This window comes from Bacillus sp. BP-3 (assembly GCF_028401955.1).
Lineage (GTDB): Bacteria > Bacillota > Bacilli > Bacillales > Bacillaceae_G > Bacillus_A.
Map to the genome: position 1 here is coordinate 87,443 of NZ_JAQOTJ010000006.1, position 15,361 is coordinate 102,803.

At 36.1% G+C, this 15,361-nt stretch carries 12 protein-coding genes and 1 pseudogene; 11 read left to right on the forward strand and 2 right to left on the reverse strand.

The features are described from left to right. Nucleotides 1-38: 38 nt before the first annotated feature. Nucleotides 39-824 carry an ABC transporter substrate-binding protein gene (locus PLX19_RS11860; RefSeq protein WP_272188812.1) on the reverse strand — a complete coding sequence of 262 codons (786 nt, stop codon included), beginning with the start codon at nucleotides 822-824 and terminating at the stop codon, nucleotides 39-41. A gap of 17 nt (nucleotides 825-841) precedes the next feature. After that, nucleotides 842-1,564 carry an amino acid ABC transporter ATP-binding protein gene (locus PLX19_RS11865; protein ID WP_272188813.1) on the reverse strand — a complete coding sequence of 241 codons (723 nt, stop codon included), beginning with the start codon at nucleotides 1,562-1,564 and terminating at the stop codon, nucleotides 842-844. Nucleotides 1,565-2,489: 925 nt separating this feature from the next. On the opposite strand from PLX19_RS11865, the pseudogene PLX19_RS26195 reads away from it, so the two are divergent. The 11 genes and pseudogenes from PLX19_RS26195 to PLX19_RS11915 form a co-directional block, all read left to right on the forward strand. Further along, nucleotides 2,490-2,675 (forward strand): annotated as a pseudogene (locus PLX19_RS26195) (HAMP domain-containing protein); the annotation flags it as partial. A gap of 15 nt (nucleotides 2,676-2,690) precedes the next feature. After that, nucleotides 2,691-3,617 (forward strand): methyl-accepting chemotaxis protein, encoded by a 927-nt coding sequence (locus PLX19_RS11870; protein WP_429757354.1) that lies wholly within the window; start codon nucleotides 2,691-2,693, stop codon nucleotides 3,615-3,617. 167 nt (nucleotides 3,618-3,784) lie between these two features. Further along, on the forward strand, nucleotides 3,785-4,234 hold the full coding sequence (gene argR / locus PLX19_RS11875) for an arginine repressor (RefSeq protein WP_272188815.1): 450 nt from the start codon (nucleotides 3,785-3,787) through the stop codon (nucleotides 4,232-4,234). A 566-nt stretch (nucleotides 4,235-4,800) separates the two neighbouring features. Further along, entirely contained in the window at nucleotides 4,801-6,033 is a 1,233-nt protein-coding gene (gene arcA, locus PLX19_RS11880) for an arginine deiminase (RefSeq protein ID WP_272188816.1), read from the forward strand. Nucleotides 6,034-6,063: 30 nt separating this feature from the next. Continuing rightward, nucleotides 6,064-7,062 carry an ornithine carbamoyltransferase gene (argF, locus tag PLX19_RS11885; RefSeq protein ID WP_272188817.1) on the forward strand — a complete coding sequence of 333 codons (999 nt, stop codon included), beginning with the start codon at nucleotides 6,064-6,066 and terminating at the stop codon, nucleotides 7,060-7,062. Between the two features lie 358 nt (nucleotides 7,063-7,420). Continuing rightward, nucleotides 7,421-8,836: an arginine-ornithine antiporter gene (arcD, locus tag PLX19_RS11890; RefSeq protein ID WP_272188818.1), complete on the forward strand. Its 1,416-nt coding sequence runs from the start codon at nucleotides 7,421-7,423 to the stop codon at nucleotides 8,834-8,836. A 34-nt stretch (nucleotides 8,837-8,870) separates the two neighbouring features. Then, nucleotides 8,871-9,812: a carbamate kinase gene (gene arcC / locus PLX19_RS11895; protein WP_272188820.1), complete on the forward strand. Its 942-nt coding sequence runs from the start codon at nucleotides 8,871-8,873 to the stop codon at nucleotides 9,810-9,812. A 280-nt stretch (nucleotides 9,813-10,092) separates the two neighbouring features. Beyond that, the gene (locus PLX19_RS11900) at nucleotides 10,093-10,782 is read left to right on the forward strand and encodes a Crp/Fnr family transcriptional regulator (protein ID WP_272188821.1); all 690 of its coding nucleotides are present in this window, start codon (nucleotides 10,093-10,095) and stop codon (nucleotides 10,780-10,782) included. A 282-nt stretch (nucleotides 10,783-11,064) separates the two neighbouring features. After that, nucleotides 11,065-12,729 carry a glycoside hydrolase family 13 protein gene (locus PLX19_RS11905; protein ID WP_272188822.1) on the forward strand — a complete coding sequence of 555 codons (1,665 nt, stop codon included), beginning with the start codon at nucleotides 11,065-11,067 and terminating at the stop codon, nucleotides 12,727-12,729. A 190-nt stretch (nucleotides 12,730-12,919) separates the two neighbouring features. Then, on the forward strand, nucleotides 12,920-14,563 hold the full coding sequence (locus PLX19_RS11910; RefSeq protein ID WP_272188823.1) for a PTS transporter subunit IIBC: 1,644 nt from the start codon (nucleotides 12,920-12,922) through the stop codon (nucleotides 14,561-14,563). A 3-nt stretch (nucleotides 14,564-14,566) separates the two neighbouring features. Next, nucleotides 14,567-15,358, forward strand: coding sequence for an endonuclease/exonuclease/phosphatase family protein (locus PLX19_RS11915; protein ID WP_272188824.1), 792 nt, complete (start codon nucleotides 14,567-14,569; stop codon nucleotides 15,356-15,358). Nucleotides 15,359-15,361 lie beyond the last annotated feature (3 nt).

A 15,361-nucleotide genomic window follows, 5' to 3' on the forward strand; every position in this document is an offset into this window, starting at 1 on the left:
CCCCACTGAAAGATGTGGGGCACTATTTTTAAAAAAATCTATTTTGCTTTTTCACCTAGAATGTTACGGCCGAACCACTTTTTACTGATTTTTTCATAAGTGCCGTCTTGAATGATTTCATCTAATGCTTTATTTAATTTCTGTAGTAATTCTTTGTCGTCTTTCCGAACAGCAATGGCCATTTCATCAAGGGATAGTGGTTTTCCAGCGTCTTTTATATTTGCTTTTCCTTCTTTCATCATGCGAAGACCTACCATTTGATCTGTCACAACAGCATCAATTCGTCCTGGTTCTAAGTCCATAAGGGCAGTAATATCACTATCGTATTCGGTAATTTGGTCTGTTTGTTTGGCAATAAGTGTTTTGAATGTACTTGCTTTTACAACACCTACTTTTTTTCCTTTTAAATCCTCAGCGGAGGAGATGGATTTGTTCGTTTTTGTAACGAAAATTTGGGCGCCAGAACGATAATATGGATTTGTAAAGTTAACTGCTTTTAGACGATCTTCTGTGATGGCCATACTTCCTAAAATCACATCATATTTTTTCGCTTGCAGGCCTTGGATTAATGTTTCCCAAGGATTTGTAACAGGAACAGCCTTCATGTTCATTTTCTTAGCAAGAGCTTCACCAATTTCAACGTCAAAACCGGCAAGTTTACTATTTTCTTTATAGCTGAACGGTTTATACACACCGCTCATCGCGTAGCGAAATTCTTTCTTTCCATCAGTCGATGAAGTACTGCTTTCTTTGCTACAGGCACCTAATAATAAAGAAGCACATAAAGTGATTGCTACTATCGCTCTAAACATATTTCGTTTCATACAAGTACCTCCAATTTTTATAAAATATTTCGTAAAAATTGCTTCGCGCGCGGGTTTGAGGGAGCAGTGAAAAATTGTTCTGGGGGTGCATCCTCGACGATTTGTCCGTCATCCATAAAAATAATGCGGTCAGCTACATCGCGAGCAAATCCCATTTCATGTGTGACGATAATCATCGTCATCCCTTCTTTTGCGAGATCTTTCATAACTTGTAGTACTTCTCCGACGAGTTCAGGATCGAGGGCTGAGGTAGGTTCGTCAAATAACATAATTTTTGGATTCATTGCGAGTGCTCTTGCAATAGCAATTCGCTGTTTTTGACCACCGGATAAAAGATCGGGTGTTACATTCGCTTTATCTTGCAATCCGACCTTTTCTAATAATTCGTAGGCAATGTTTGTTGCTTTTGTTTTATCTAGTTTTTTGACGTGAATAGGAGCTTCTATGATGTTTTCTAGTGAGGTCATATGAGGAAATAAATTGAAATGTTGAAAAACCATACCGACATTTTCGCGGACTTTGTTTAAATTTGTATGTTTCGGATGAATTTGTTCTCCCTGTATCGAAATTTCTCCATTATTATACACCTCCAGGAAGTTTAAGCAACGAAGTAATGTGCTTTTTCCTGAACCGCTTGCACCGATTAGGACAACAACTTCTTTTTCTTTTACTTGTAAATTGACATGTTTTAACACGTTTAAAGAGCCAAATGATTTTGTAAGATTTTGGACTTGTATCATGCATCCCCCTCCAAAGAAATGTAGATGTATAAAAATAACTTATTTTTGTTAATTAGTCATTAATTGTCAAATTCCTTTATTTTCGTTAAAAATTCAAAGGGATTATCGGTCGTATATTAATAGAAAACAGGAAAAATTGTTATTTTAGAAAGTAGAAGTAAAAAATAACTCGATTCATAGTATCCATGTAGAAGGTTCGGATGTAACGATGGTAGATAGCGGTGGGAATACGTTGGCATCTTGTTCAAGGAAAATGGGGGAATAGTATACACAAATCATTTGCTGTCACAGGTTGAGGTGTATATAAAAATTAGTTGGGTAATAGTACTAGTATTACTTAGATAAGAGTACCTAAAAGGCCCCCTAATAAGTTTGTTACTAAGTCTAATACAGGAGTTGAAAGTTTTGTAAGCATAATTATTTTCCCTCGCAATATAGTTATATAAAATTTTAATAAATATGGTTTTTGATTGTGATAATAAGAAATGTAAATATAAATAGTTTATATTGTTATAATATACGGGCAGAATGATCCCGTATTCTGGATCTCATATATAGCAAAATACCCTAAGGTTTCATTATGGAAAGCGAAGAACGATAAACATTCTTCGCTTTTTTGTATCCTTCCTACATATTGTCATGTAAGGAAAGGAATAGGATTAGAAATATTTATTTTAAAAATTGTTATATCTATTTATAATGAAAAAGTAAATAATAATATATAGAGTGTGTTTATATTATTTGGATGGGGGAGCTTGGAATGGAAAAAGAAAAAAAGCCTTTTTCTTTTGGGCTGCATTTACAGTTAATGTTTTTTATAACGGTATTAGCGCTTATTACGTATTCAACAAGTTTAATTTTCATTTATGTTGTATATGATTATGTTCATGAATATGTAAATCAAACTATATACAATATTGTTGTAATGATATTAGGGGTTATTTGGTCAGGGATTTTGGCATATTTTGCAGCAGATTTTCTTATTAAACCGCTTCGAAAGCTTGAGGAGGCTGCTCATAAAGCGGCGAATGGTGATATTCGTGAAGATGTTTCGCTTCCAAAAGCAGATGATGAGATCCGTTCTTTAAGTGTCGCTTTTAATGCGATGCTTGGAAATTTGCGGAAAATGGTGGAGAATATTGATACGACATTTACATATACAAACCATCAAGTGCAGCAAATTCGTGAGCAAACGGGAGAGGCAACGAAACAAGCACAAGGTGTATCGGAAACGCTTACTGAAATTTCTGTAGGAGCAGAGCAATCAGCTGCTTCTATTCAAACAATTGTTTCTACAGTCGATGCGACAATTTCGATTGCAAGTGAAGTAGAAGAAAAAGCAAAGCAGTCTGATGAATTATCTTCGCAAATGGTGCAGGCGCTCGGGCAAAGTACACGTGTCTTTGTATCGCTTATTGAAGGAATTCAAATGTTAGCGAAAGAAAACGAGCAATCGATGAAAAGTGTACAAAAGTTAGAAGAACATACAAAACAAGTAGGGCATATCGTTTCGTTAGTGAGTGAGATTGCTAGTCAGACAAATTTGTTAGCATTAAATGCATCGATTGAGGCAGCTCGTGCTGGGGAGCATGGGAGAGGATTTGCAGTTGTTGCTGAAGAGGTACGAAAATTGGCAGACGAAAGCGCAAGTTCAGCACAAAATATTTCAAAATTGTTGCATGATATGCAAAACGAAGTGAACCGTGTTTCTATGCAAATGACAGATCAGGTGAAAACAGCAAGGGAAGAAGCGAAACGAGGAGAAACAACGGAACTCATTTTGAAAGACATGACAGAGAGTATTATGGAAGTAGCGGATGCAATTCAAAAAATCGGCGGTTATATGAAAGAACAGATGAATTATATTCATGAAACTGGTGTACAAACGAAGGAAGTAGCAGCGATTGTTGAAGAAACCTCGGCAGGAGCACAAGAAGTTGTCCGTTTAACGATGAAGCAATCTGAAAATATGATATCCATTGATCAACTATCAAAAGATTTAGAGAAGCGCGCAGGAGAGTTAAAAAAGACAATTGCACAGTTTATGATATAGGGAAGAACGATGATTGTTCTTCCTTTTTATTTTGCTATAGATGATGCAGAGGATGTAAACGAAAAACTTGTTATAAAAATAAAAATATGAACGTTTCCGCAACATTTATCTTTATCTCTTTCAGATGAAAATTATAGCAAGATATAATGTTAGAGGGGGTGCCTTTCATGAAAAAAGAGAAAAGACAACAACTAATTAAACAATTGGTGAGAGAGAATGAAATAGATACACAAGAAAAATTGGTAGAGTTGTTACAGGAACGTGATGTATTGGTTACACAAGCAACGGTTTCTCGAGATATTCATGAATTAAATTTAGTAAAAGGAGCTTCTTCAAAAGGAGTAGCGATATATAAGGTTTTTATAGAAGAGAACCAGCGAACAGATATACAGCTAAAGAAAAAAATAAGAGAAGTGGTTGAAAAAATCGATTATGTAGAACAACTGATTGTTATTAAAACTTTGCCTGGGAATGCCCATGTTATCGGTGCTTTACTAGATTCTTTAGACTGGAAAGAAAAAGTAGGATGTATATGTGGGAATGATACATGTCTTGTAATTTCTCGATCAAAAGTAGATAGGGAGATTATAAAAGATAGATTGGGTTTGATTATGTAGATACAAGTTAAAAAAACGACATAAAAGCATTCTTTTTAGGTGGGTGAGAGTACCTAGCTATGCATAGAATGTGTCACATACGAAGTAACAATAAAGGGAGAAAGTAGTGGGCTCCAAAATATATTTATACATATAAATGAGAAGGCTGTTTCTAATGGAAATTAGAACAGCCTTTTTGCTTTTACTGAACTGTATCCCGCTATTTGTGAGCAGTAATACTCTCACCTCAAGATTTTGAGATAAACTGCTGGTATGCACTCGATTGGGAGGGCTAACTTCTTGTGAGGGAAAGCGTCTAACAGGAGAAAGTTTCACTGTATGAGAATACGAGATAAAAATTTTAAATCAAAAATAGAGGCAATTATACAGCTAATATACGTAATATTTTACCCCATTATTTAATTATGAAATGAAATACCTTATAAAAATACAATTACATATATGTTTTAAAAAATAATTTGTGAAATATTTCACTTAAAATTGTTAGCGTTTTCACAAATCGATATGTGCATTCTGTTTATTATGTATTTGTAGACATCAAACAAATTTAAAAGGAGGTACAACAAATGAAACATCCGATACATGTTACTTCAGAAATTGGAGAATTAGAAACAGTTTTACTAAAACGTCCTGGTAAAGAAGTGGAAAACTTAACGCCAGATTATTTGCAACAATTATTATTTGACGATATTCCATATTTACCAATTATTCAAAAAGAACATGATTATTTTGCGCAAACATTACGCAATCGGGGTGTCGAAGTTCTTTATTTAGAAACACTAGCAGCTGAGGCGTTAGTTGGTAAAAAACTTCGTGAAGAATTTGTTGATCGTATTTTAAAAGAAGGACAGGCTGACGTAAATGGTGCATACCAGAATTTAAAAGAATATTTACTTTCCTTTTCAAATGAAGAAATGATTCAAAAAATTATGGGGGGCGTACGTAAAAACGAAATTGAAACTAGTAAAAAGACCCACCTGTATGAATTAATGGAAGATCATTATCCATTTTATTTAGATCCAATGCCAAATCTATATTTTACTCGTGACCCAGCAGCTAGTATAGGTAGCGGTTTAACAATTAACAAAATGAGAGAACCAGCACGGAGACGTGAATCGTTGTTTATGGAATATATCATTAAACATCATCCACGCTTTGCGAGTCACAATGTACCAGTTTGGTTAGATCGTAATTATGAGTTTCCAATTGAAGGTGGCGATGAGCTGATCTTAAATGAGGAAACAATTGCGATTGGCGTATCAGCTAGATCATCAGCTAAAGCGATTGAGCGCTTAGCAAAAAATCTATTTAGTCGACAAAATAAAATTAAGAAAGTACTAGCAATAGAGATTCCAAAATGCCGTGCGTTTATGCATTTAGATACAGTATTTACAATGGTTGATTACGATAAATTTACAATTCATCCAGCTATTCAAGATTCAAAAGGTAATATGAATATTTACATTTTAGAAAAAGGAGAGAGTGAAGAAGTTCTCAATATTACTCACCGTACATCTTTAACTGAGGCTTTAAAAGAAGTGTTAGGTTTGAGTGAATTAGTTCTTATTCCTTGCGGAGGAGGAGATGCGATTGCTTCTGCCCGTGAACAATGGAACGATGGATCCAATACACTAGCAATTGCACCGGGTGTAGTTGTTACATATGATCGCAACTATGTATCCAATGCTTTATTACGAGAGCATGGTATAGAGGTTGTGGAAGTATTAAGTTCGGAATTATCTCGCGGCCGTGGGGGTCCACGTTGCATGAGTATGCCGATTGTTCGAAAAGATATCTAGGATAAATTCAGGAGAAAGTAGGGATGAGTGATGATGATGACAAAACCAAACTTAAAAGGAAGAAGTTTTCTTGCGGAAAAAGATTTTACAGAGGAAGAATTATTATATCTTATTGATTTAGCGGCAGAATTAAAAGAGAAAAAGAAAAACGGTATCCCGCATCATTATTTAGAAGGCAAAAATGTGGCTCTTTTATTTGAAAAAACTTCAACTCGTACCCGTTGTGCATTTACGGTAGCGTGTACAGATTTAGGGGCAAGTCCTGAATACCTAGGTAAAAATGATATTCAGCTAGGAAAGAAAGAATCGGTTGAAGATACAGCAAAAGTGTTAGGACGTATGTTTGACGGTATTGAATTCCGTGGATTTTCCCATGAAACAGTACAATCTCTAGCAAATAATTCAGGTGTGCCAGTATGGAATGGCTTAACAGACATGTGGCATCCGACACAAACACTTGCAGATTTGTTAACAATAAAAGAGCACCTCGGAAAATTAAAGGATATTAAGCTCGTCTACGTCGGAGATGGACGTAACAATGTGGCGAATAGCTTATTAGTCGGCGGTTCAATGGTAGGAATGGAGGTGCGCATTTGTACTCCAGAGTCACTATTCCCAGCACAGGAAATCATTGATACTGCTAAAAAGTATAGTGACCGGATTATGGTAACGAGCAATGTGGATGAAGCTGTAGCAGGTGCCGATGTTATTTATACAGATGTATGGGTATCTATGGGTGAAGAGGATAAGTTTGCTGAACGTATTGAACTTCTTACTCCATATCAAGTGAACATGGAAATGGTTAAAAAGACTGGAAATGAAAATATGATTTTCTTACATTGTTTACCTGCATTTCATGATGTAGAAACATTGTATGGAGAGGAAATATATGAAAAATATGGCATAAAAGAAATGGAGGTAAGTGATGAAGTATTCCGCAGTAAGCATTCAAAAGTCTTTGATCAAGCGGAAAATAGAATGCATACAATTAAAGCGGTTATGGCAGCTACTTTAGGAAATATGGAATAAAGAAGGAGGAGATTCCTCCTTCTTTATCCCTCTATTAATAGAAGTTTCACTTTATCCCGCGTTAACGGGCAATAATACTCCCACCTCAAAACTAGGTGAAAGCATTGTCTAGCTCTAGCGGCTAGAATCTCCGGTCGTTTCGTCCCCTCGGACGAGGCAAAAAGTGCCTCTCTGCCCTGGGCGTGGGCGTCCTGCGATTCTGAGCGAGCCGCCTCCACTTTTCTTAAAGAAGTTAAGGTGGGAGATAAACTGCCTGTAAAAGCCCGATTGGTTCAACTAATAATCAGTGGGGATGAAGAACCCCCCCACTGATTAAAGTTTCACTTTAGTCCTATCTGATAAAAGAGAGGTGAGTGTAATGGGGGAAGAAAAAAAATTAGGACTGTTTACTTTGACCGCGCTTGTTGTAGGCTCCATGATCGGAGGCGGAGCATTTAACTTAGCAAGTGATATGGCAAAGGGTGCAGGTGCAGGGGCAATTATTATTGGTTGGGTTATAACAGGTATCGGAATGGTTTCTCTTGGATTGGCGTTTCAAAATTTAACAGTGAAAAGACCGGATTTAGATGGTGGGATTTTTAGTTATGCAAAAGCTGGATTTGGTAATTTCATGGGGTTTAATAGTGCCTGGGGATACTGGCTATCCGCTTGGCTCGGAAATGTAGCTTACGGTACGTTATTATTTGCTTCACTAGGTTATTTTTTCCCGATTTTTGAAGGTGGGCAAAATGTAGCATCGATTATTGGAGCAAGTATATTACTATGGTGTGTTCATATGATGATTTTACGCGGTGTACACTCAGCGGCACTTGTGAATTTAGTAACAACAATTGCAAAGTTAGTACCAGTCTTTGTATTTATTGTTGTAGGGATATTTGCTTTCCATATTGATATTTTCGTAGATGGATTTTGGGGGCAAGGTGCTGCTTTTTCATGGGCGGATGTAGGAAGCCAAGTTAAAAGTACAATGCTTGTCACACTTTGGGTGTTTATTGGGGTAGAAGGAGCTGTCGTCTTATCAAGTCGTGCAAAAAGTCGAAGTGATGTTGGGAAAGCAACGGTTATTGGATTAATAGGAACTCTTATTATATACATTCTTCTGACACTATTATCATTAGGGATTATGAAGCAGGCTGATGTTGCGAATTTAAAAAGTCCTGCAATGGCCTATTTATTTGAAAGCGTTGTCGGAAAATGGGGAGCTATCTTTATTAATTTAGGTTTAATTATTTCTGTATTAGGTGCTTGGTTAGGCTGGACGTTATTAGCATCTGAAATTCCTTACTTGGCTGCTAAAGACGGCGTATTTCCAAAATGGTTTGCGAAGGAAAATGAAAATAAGGCTCCTGCCAATGCATTATGGTTAACAAATGGTCTGATTCAAGTGTTCTTGTTGACATTTGTTGTTTCAGATCAAGCTTATCACTTTGCATTTTCGCTCGCTTCTTCGGCAATTTTAATTCCGTATGCTTTTTCAGCATTCTATCAATTTAAGTATAGTTTGCAGTCTCAAGAGAAAGATCGTACAAGAAATATTGTCATTGGTTTAGTTGCGAGTATGTACGGGATTTGGTTAATTTATGCAGCGGGTTTAAATTATTTATTGCTGACTATGACATTATATGCACCAGGAATTTATATCTTTTACAAAGTTCAAAAGCAAACAAATTCAAAACAAATCTTTACTCGTGTCGAGCTTATTTCCTCGATAGTTATTGGAATTTTAGCACTGTTTGCGATTTATCAATTGGCTACAGGCGGTATTACTCTTTAAAAAACTCTTTTGAAAAGAAATGGAGGGTTACAAAATGACAAGAAAAAAAATCGTCGTTGCACTAGGAGGAAATGCAATCCAATCTGGAGATGCTTCTGCACAGGCACAACAAGAAGCATTAGAAAGAACGGCAGAACAATTGGTTAAAATCATGGAAAATAATGTAGACGTTGTCATTGCACATGGGAATGGTCCGCAGGTAGGTAACATCTTATTGCAGCAAAAAGCAGCAGAAACGGACAAAACACCTGCCATGCCATTAGATACTTGCGGTGCAATGAGTCAAGGGATGATCGGGTATTGGATGGAGAATGCAATTGAAAAGGCATTGAAAAAGCGGGGTATCGAAAAAGATGTAGTAACGGTAATCACTCGGGTTGAGGTGGATGAAAAGGATGAGGCGTTCGAAAATCCAACAAAACCAATTGGTCCCTTTTATACAGAAGAAGAAGCACGGAAGTTAATGGAGACAACAAAAGCGACATTTAAAGAAGATGCAGGACGTGGCTGGCGACGTGTTGTTCCATCGCCAAAACCGGTAAGCATTCACGAACATAAAGTGATTAATGCATTGGTAGAGGACGGTGATATTGTCATCGCTGTTGGAGGCGGAGGCATTCCAGTTATTGATTCAAAAGATGGATTAATAGGAACGGAGGCTGTTATAGATAAAGATTTTGCTGCTCAAAAATTATCTGAATTAGTAGATGCTGATATTCTCGTTATTTTAACTGCAGTTGATTATGTGTATGTAAACTTCAATACACCAGATCAGAAGAAGCTAGAGCATGTTAAAGTGGATGAGCTAGCGCAGTATATAGAAGAAAATCAATTTGCACCTGGAAGTATGCTTCCGAAAATTCAAGCAGCTATTAACTTTGCGAATACAGATCCAAAACGAAAAACAATTATTACTTCATTGGAAAAGGTATATGAAGCGTTAGAAGAGACTGCGGGTACCATCATTTCCAAGTAAAATCTATATATTTGTACATAAAAAGAATGAAGTGACATGCTTCATTCTTTTTATATGTAAATATATAAGAAGTTCATAAAGTATTCATTCATAAAGGGAAAATACAGCGTTTTATTATGATAAAATAATTTTTGAAGGCGCTTTCTTTATGCTGCATTATAACTTATCCTACTATTCGTGGGAACTCTCACCTCAAGATTCAAAGAGAAGCGAATAAAATAGGGCGAGGACATCCTCAACTGATGGAAGTTTCACTTTATAGAAAGAGAGAGGACGTTTCATGCAAAGACGAAATATAGTTGAAGACTTAAAGCAATTTGAATTATTTGCTGATCTATCAGATAAGAAATTAAAAAGTTTAGCAGAGCTTGTTTATTGGCGAACCTATAAAAAGGGCCAATTTTTATTTTTAGAAGGTGATTCAAGAGAAAGAATTTACCTGATGTTAGATGGATTTGTTAAATTAGAGCGAGCGAATCAAAGCGGTAATTTGTTATATGAAGATTATATAAAGCGTTTTTCTATTTTTCCTTATTGCGGTATGTTTACAGATGCGTCATATAATTATACTGCTATAGCAATGACAGACGTCGATGTGTACTATATTCCCACTTCTATCTTTGAGGATATGGTGAAATCAAATCAAAAGCAGCTTATGTATATGGTTCAGGAGCTATCTTCTATATTGAAAATAAATGAAAAACGAGTCCAAAATATTACAATTCCAAATGCCCAAGATCGCGTCATACAAACATTAGGTTACTTGATGAACGATTTAGGAGAGGCAGCGGGAGAAGAAATTTTAATTTCATGTCCTCTCACAACAATTGAAATTTCTAAAATATCCGGGACATCTCGGGAGACGGTTAGTGGGGTATTAAAGCAACTAAAAAATGATTGTATCGTCACAATTCTGGATAAAAAAATTACCATACATGATCCGACTTATTTTGAAGAAAGTTCGATGTGAAAATAATAAATAGTAAGGAAAGTAAAAAGAAGGTAGCAATAACAAAACTGATTGTTCATCTTTCTTTTCCTATTTTCTATAATGAAAGTTCTTTATATGTTATAAAGGACTTTTTTGGCGTTATCAAATAGTGGGATAAAAGTTTCACTTTGTTTCAGACTAATCATACATATATATATTTAGTAATAATATAAAATTTATCGTTGCAAACTCTTTATATTTTGTTATGATAGTGTTACGAAAACGTTTGCATAACCTTGTGCAAAAAGGAGAGAAGGAGCTATGAACAAAACGTGGTGGAAAGAAGCTGTAGCTTATCAAATTTACCCGCGCAGTTTTATGGATTCAAATGGTGATGGTATCGGAGATTTGCAAGGAATGATCTCAAAGTTAGACTATTTAAAAGATCTGGGCATTGATGTAATTTGGATTTGTCCAATGTATAAATCGCCAAACGATGATAACGGCTATGATATTAGTGATTATCAAGATATTATGGACGAATTTGGTACGATGGCAGATTTTGATGAATTATTAGCAGAAGTGCATAAGCGTGATATGAAGCTGATTATTGATTTAGTTATTAATCATTCAAGTGATGAGCATCCTTGGTTTATTGAATCGCGTTCTTCTAAGGATAATCCAAAGCGTGATTGGTATATATGGCGCGATGGGAAAAATGGAAAAGAACCGAATAACTGGGAAAGTATTTTTAACGGATCTGCTTGGGAGTATGATGAGGCAACAGGCCAATATTACTTACATCTGTTCTCACGTAAGCAACCAGATTTAAATTGGGAAAACGAAGAAGTGCGCCAAGTTTTATATGACACAGTGAATTGGTGGCTTGATAAAGGAATTGACGGCTTCCGTGTTGATGCGATTAGTCACATTAAGAAGGAAGATGGATTCAAGGATATGCCGAATCCGAAAGGGTTAAAGTATGTGCCTTCTTTCGATAAGCATATGAATGTTAAAGGGATTCAGCCGCTTTTAGAAGAGTTAAAAGCAAACACGTTTGCTAAATACGATATTATGACTGTTGGCGAAGCAAATGGCGTGAAAATTGAAGATGCTGAGCTTTGGGTTGGAGAAGAGCAAGGGAAGTTCAATATGGTATTCCAATTTGAGCATTTAAGCTTATGGGATGCAGAAAAGAAAAAAGAACTTGATGTTGTAGGCCTTAAAAAAGTGTTAACGAAGTGGCAAAAAGGTTTGGAGAATAAAGGATGGAATGCGCTGTATATTGAGAATCATGATAAACCTCGTATTGTCTCTACTTGGGGGGATGACAAACAATATTGGCGCGAAAGTGCAACAGCTTTAGGGGCAATGTATTTCTTTATGCAGGGCACACCGTTCATTTATCAAGGGCAAGAAATCGGGATGACGAATGTTCAGTTCCCGCGTATTGAAGATTATGATGATGTGGCGATTAAGAACTTATATCGTCAAAAGATTGAAGAGGGAGTACCTCATCAAGACATTATGGAGATTATTTGGGCATCTTGCCGCGATAACTCACGTACGCCGATGCAGTGGAACAGCGAAGAAAATGCTGGCTTTACAACAGGTACGCCATGGTTTGGGATGAATCCAAATTATAAAGAAATTAATGTCGAAGCGCAGCAAGTAAACGAAAATTCTATTTTGAATTTCTATAAAAAGATGGTTACACTGAAAAAAGAACATGAAGTGTTTACGTATGGAACGTACGATTTACTTTTAGAAGATCATCCACAAATTTATGCGTATACACGTACGCTAGGTGATGAAAAAGTCGTTGTTATTAGCAATATATCAAAGAGTGAAGCTGTATATGAAGAGACTTTATTCAAGTTAGAATGCAATCGTTTGCTTTTAAATAACTATAAAGTAGAAGCTCATGAAGCAGTGACAACAATTACTTTACAACCATTTGAAACAAGGATTTATCGTGTTAAATAATAGAAAAAGATGCTGATATAGCATCTTTTTTTTATAAAAATTTATATTTTTTATAAAATTATTATTGCAATATGAAAACGCTTTTATTAAAATATATTTATGAAAACGATTACGCAAACGTTTTCGTAAAGGGGATAAGCAATTATTACTTATACATGAGGGACTAAGTTAGAAAAAGGAGGAACAAAAAATGAAGAAGCTTGCATCTTTTGATTTTTGGCAAAAGTTTGGGAAAGCTTTACTAGTAGTAGTTGCGGTTATGCCGGCTGCTGGTTTAATGATTTCCATTGGTAAACTAATCGGTATGTCTGCTGGGGATGTAACTGCAGTACAAACGATTGCTAGAGTTATGGAAGATATCGGTTGGGCGATTATTGTAAACTTACATATTTTATTCGCTGTAGCAATTGGGGGATCTTGGGCGAAGGATCGTGCAGGCGGTGCTTTTGCAGCATTGTTAGCATTCATATTAACAAACCGAATTACAGGGGCAATTTTTGGTGTGAACGCTGCAATGTTAGTGGATCAAAAAGCGAAAGTCTCTTCCTTATTAGCGGGAGATTTACTTGTAAAAGATTACTTTACTTCTGTTCTTGGTGCACCAGCACTTAACATGGGAGTTTTCGTAGGGATTATTTCAGGTTTCTTAGGAGCTACGCTATACAATAAATATTATAACTATAATAAATTACCACAAGCATTAGCTTTCTTTAACGGAAAACGTTTCGTACCATTTGTAGTAATCGTTGGTTCTACAATCACTGCTATTATTTTATCATTCGTATGGCCATTCATTCAAAGTGGATTAAACGAATTTGGACGCTGGATTGCAGCTTCAAAAGATAGCGCACCAATAGTTGCACCGTTTGTATACGGAACATTAGAACGTTTATTATTACCATTTGGATTACATCATATGTTAACGATTCCAATGAACTATACAGCGCTTGGCGGATCGTACACAATCTTAACAGGTGCTAAGGCAGGACAAGTTGTAGCGGGACAAGATCCATTATGGCTTGCATGGATTACAGACTTAAATAACTTAATTACTAAAGGTGATATGAAGGCATATCATGACTTATTAAATAGCGTTGTTCCTGCACGTTTCAAAGTAGGACAAGTTATCGGTTCAACTGCATCATTAATTGGTATCGCATTTGCGATGTACCGCAACGTAGATGTAGAAAAACGTCATAAATATAAACCAATGTTCTTCTCAGCAGCATTAGCGGTATTTTTAACTGGGGTTACAGAGCCGATTGAATTTATGTTTATGTTTATCGCTCCAGTATTATATGTTGTGTATGCAGTTATCACTGGTGTAGCATTTGCATTAGCAGATATTATTAATTTACGCGTTCATGCATTTGGTTTTATTGAGTTATTAACTCGTACACCAATGATTGTAAAGGCTGGATTAACAAGAGATCTTATTAACTTCTTTGTTGTATCAGCTATCTTCTTTGGATTAAACTTTACAATCTTCAACTTCTTAATTAAAAAGTTCAACTTACCAACACCAGGACGTGCTGGTAACTACATTGATAATGAAGACGGTACTGAAGAAGTAGCAGCAGCAAGTGTAAAAGAAGGCTCATTAGCAGCAGCGGTTATCGCGTTGTTAGGTGGGAAAGACAACATTGCCGATGTAGATGCTTGTATGACGCGTTTACGTGTGACAGTAAAAGACTTAGATATTGTTGCAAAAGAAGCAGAGTGGAAGAAGAACGGCGCACTTGGATTAATTGTAAAAGATAAAGGTGTACAAGCTGTATATGGTCCAAAAGCTGACGTATTAAAATCAGATATTCAAGATATTTTAGGGATATAAGAAATGAAATTATTAACACTAAACTGTCATTCATGGCAAGAAGATGAGCAAATTGCAAAGATTCATTATTTAGCAAAAACGATTCAGGAAAATGACTATGATGTTATCGCATTGCAAGAGGTAAGTCAGTCAATTGCGGCCAGAGATGTATCTGGAAACATGAAAGACGATAATTTTGGACGCTTATTACAAGCGGAGTTAGAGAAGCTTGGCGCGGCAAAATATGACGTTGTATGGGACTTTGCTCATATTGGCTACGATGTGTATGAAGAAGGTTTAGCTATTTTAACAAAGCATTCTATTAAAAAGAGTGATTCATTTTTCGTATCAGATAGTACCGACACAACGTACTGGAAAACACGAAAAATTGTAAGCGTTACGCTTTCTTATTACAATCAGCCGGTGACATTTTATTCTTGTCACCTCGGCTGGTGGAATGATGAAGAAGAACCATTTCAGAAGCAAGTAGATCGTTTATTGCATCGTGTAGAGGATAATGAGTTGTCGTTCTTAATGGGTGACTTCAATAACAATGCACGCATGCAAAATGAGGGCTATGACTATCTCATGCAAAAAGGTTTATATGACACATATCAATTAGCAGAACGAAAAGACGAAGGAACAACAGTGCAAGGAAAGATTGCTGGATGGGATGAGAATAAGCAGAATTTACGTATCGATCTTATTTTAAGCAATCAAGCTGTACAAGTTACTTCTTCTAAAGTCATTTTTAATGGGATAAACCGAGAAGTAATATCAGACCATTTTGGTGTTGAAGTTCAAATTAGCATGTAATGA

Bases quoted from the DNA above. Each gene is read 5' to 3' on its own strand.
- PLX19_RS11860 (WP_272188812.1), bottom strand. From the start codon at position 824: ATGAAACGAAATATGTTTAGAGCGATAGTAGCAATCACTTTATGTGCT.
- PLX19_RS11865 (WP_272188813.1), bottom strand. From the start codon at position 1,564: ATGATACAAGTCCAAAATCTTACAAAATCATTTGGCTCTTTAAACGTG.
- PLX19_RS11870 (WP_429757354.1), top strand. From the start codon at position 2,691: ATGGTGGAGAATATTGATACGACATTTACATATACAAACCATCAAGTG.
- argR (WP_272188815.1), top strand. From the start codon at position 3,785: ATGAAAAAAGAGAAAAGACAACAACTAATTAAACAATTGGTGAGAGAG.
- arcA (WP_272188816.1), top strand. From the start codon at position 4,801: ATGAAACATCCGATACATGTTACTTCAGAAATTGGAGAATTAGAAACA.
- argF (WP_272188817.1), top strand. From the start codon at position 6,064: ATGATGATGACAAAACCAAACTTAAAAGGAAGAAGTTTTCTTGCGGAA.
- arcD (WP_272188818.1), top strand. From the start codon at position 7,421: ATGGGGGAAGAAAAAAAATTAGGACTGTTTACTTTGACCGCGCTTGTT.
- arcC (WP_272188820.1), top strand. From the start codon at position 8,871: ATGACAAGAAAAAAAATCGTCGTTGCACTAGGAGGAAATGCAATCCAA.
- PLX19_RS11900 (WP_272188821.1), top strand. From the start codon at position 10,093: ATGCAAAGACGAAATATAGTTGAAGACTTAAAGCAATTTGAATTATTT.
- PLX19_RS11905 (WP_272188822.1), top strand. From the start codon at position 11,065: ATGAACAAAACGTGGTGGAAAGAAGCTGTAGCTTATCAAATTTACCCG.
- PLX19_RS11910 (WP_272188823.1), top strand. From the start codon at position 12,920: ATGAAGAAGCTTGCATCTTTTGATTTTTGGCAAAAGTTTGGGAAAGCT.
- PLX19_RS11915 (WP_272188824.1), top strand. From the start codon at position 14,567: ATGAAATTATTAACACTAAACTGTCATTCATGGCAAGAAGATGAGCAA.